The sequence below is a fragment of the Bacteroidota bacterium genome (genome assembly GCA_038746285.1).
Classification (GTDB): domain Bacteria; phylum Bacteroidota; class Rhodothermia; order Rhodothermales; family JANQRZ01; genus JANQRZ01.
In genome coordinates this window covers 1-1,838 of record JBCDKT010000124.1, presented here as the reverse complement: position 1 = coordinate 1,838, position 1,838 = coordinate 1, and the positions used below count along the sequence as shown (strand labels likewise).

Genomic DNA, 1,838 nt, shown 5'->3' with positions numbered 1-1,838 from the left:
CGGGCCGCCTCGACGAGGCGGAGCCGCTCTTCCGGGAGTCGCTCGCGCTCAGCATCCAGCTCTACGGCCCCGAGAGCGCATCGGCCGCGCTCGACTACAACCAACTCGGCCTCGTGCTGGTCGACCAGGGGCGCTACCGCGAGTCCCAAGCCGCCTACGAAGAAGCCCTGCGCATCCAACGGAAGCTCTTCGGCGACAGCCACCCCGACCTTTCCGCGACCGTCCTCAACCTGGGCGCGCTGCACTTCGCGCTCGAACGCTACGCCGAAGCGGAGGCCGCCTACCGCGAGGCGCTCCGCATCGACCTGGCCGCGCTCGGCGACGATCACCCGTACGTCGCAGGGGACCGAGTGCGGCTCGCCACGCTGCTCATCGCGCAGGAGCAGCCGGACGAGGCCGAGGCCCTCCTCGATGCCGCCGAGCCGGTGTTCGAGGCGACCTACGCGCCTGACCACCCGCGCCGCGCCGACCTGATGATGAAGTACGCCTCCATCGCCTACCTGCGTGGCAACGACGCCGAGGCCGAGCGCAACGCTCGCCTCGCGCTCGACGGGCTCCGCCGCCACCTCGAACCCGACCACCAGGCTGTCGTCGATGCGCACGTGGTGCTCGGGCTGATCCTCGTCGGGCAGGACGCCCCCGCGAAGCAGCGCGAAGGCCAGGCCCTGCTCGTGGAGTACGTCCCGCCGCTACGTGACCTTCTCGGCACCCAGCACTCGCTCGTACAGCGGGCTGAGGCCGCGCTGGCGGTCGCGGTGCCGAAACGATAGCGCGCCGAAGCACCGACGCTCAGCCGGTCAAGAGCACCTTCCCGCGTCGGCCCGGTTGAGCCTGGTGGGCGAGCGCATCGTCGATCTCGGCGAGGTCGTGGGTGCCCGCCACCGGAAGGGTGAGGAGGCCCTGCGCGACGAGGTCGGCGAGGTGGACGAGCGCGGCCCGGCTGACGGCGCACGGGGCGGTCGCGAACCAGCGCGTACGCCAGACGCCCTGCACGGTGAGCCGCCGGAAGATCACACGCCCAACGTCGAGCAGAAGCGGCTGGCCGCTGAGGACGCCGTACGATAGCAGCACCCCGCCCTCGCCCAGCGCCGACGCCACGAGCGCGCCCGTCGCCCCACCTACCGCGTCGATGCCGAGGCGAATCGGGGCCCCTCCAGTCGCGGCTCGGATCTGTGCACGGATGGCTTTCGGATCAGATGTCTCCTCGACGACGATCACGGCATCGGCCCCGAGGCCTTCGAGCAGGACGATGTCTGACGTTCGCCGCACGAGGCTGACACTGCGCGCCCCTGCCTGTCGTGCGAGCTGCGCGACGAGTCGTCCCACCGTCGTCGCGCCCGCCGACTGCACGAGCCATGCGCCCTTTGGCAGTGTGCCATACCATCCCTGCCCGAAATGATCGACGAGCAGCCACGCCGTAAGCGGGTTGACGAAGAGCTGCGCCGCCGCTTCGTCGGGGACGCCATCGGGGACATCGAGCAGGTCGCGCGGATGGGCCACGAGGTGCGTCTGCCACGTCGGCCCGGCGTCGAGGGGCACCACGCGCTGGCCGAGCGCCGCCTCCGGCACACCTGCACCGATGCGGTCCACAACGCCGACCCCCTCGTGCCCCGCCACCGCCGGGAGATCGGGCGTGGTACCGTAGCGCCCGCGCACTTCCAGCAGGTCTGCCGGGTTGATGGGGCGGTGCGTGAGCCGGACGCGCACCTCGCCGGGACCCGGCTCGGGGTCGGGCAGCGTGTCGAGGCGCAGCACCTCGGCAGGACGGCCGGTCGTGTGGAAGCGGAGGGCGCGCATGGGCGAGTGGTCCAGTTTTTCAGGGATTCAGTCCTTCAGGG

General features: G+C 71.4%; 2 protein-coding genes. One reads left to right on the top strand and one right to left on the bottom strand.

Annotated elements, in window-relative coordinates; genetic code table 11:
• A partial coding sequence (locus AAGI91_17800; GenBank protein MEM1044468.1) for a tetratricopeptide repeat protein occupies positions 1-770 on the top strand: 770 nt, incomplete at its 5' end.
• 19 nt (positions 771-789) lie between these two features.
• Here AAGI91_17800 and AAGI91_17795 read toward each other — a convergent pair.
• On the bottom strand, positions 790-1,797 hold the full coding sequence (locus AAGI91_17795; protein MEM1044467.1) for a zinc-dependent alcohol dehydrogenase family protein: 1,008 nt from the start codon (positions 1,795-1,797) through the stop codon (positions 790-792).
• Positions 1,798-1,838 lie beyond the last annotated feature (41 nt).

What these genes read in the sequence shown, in the direction of transcription:
- AAGI91_17795 (MEM1044467.1), bottom strand. Translation starts at nt 1,797, where the DNA reads ATGCGCGCCCTCCGCTTCCACACGACCGGCCGTCCTGCCGAGGTGCTG.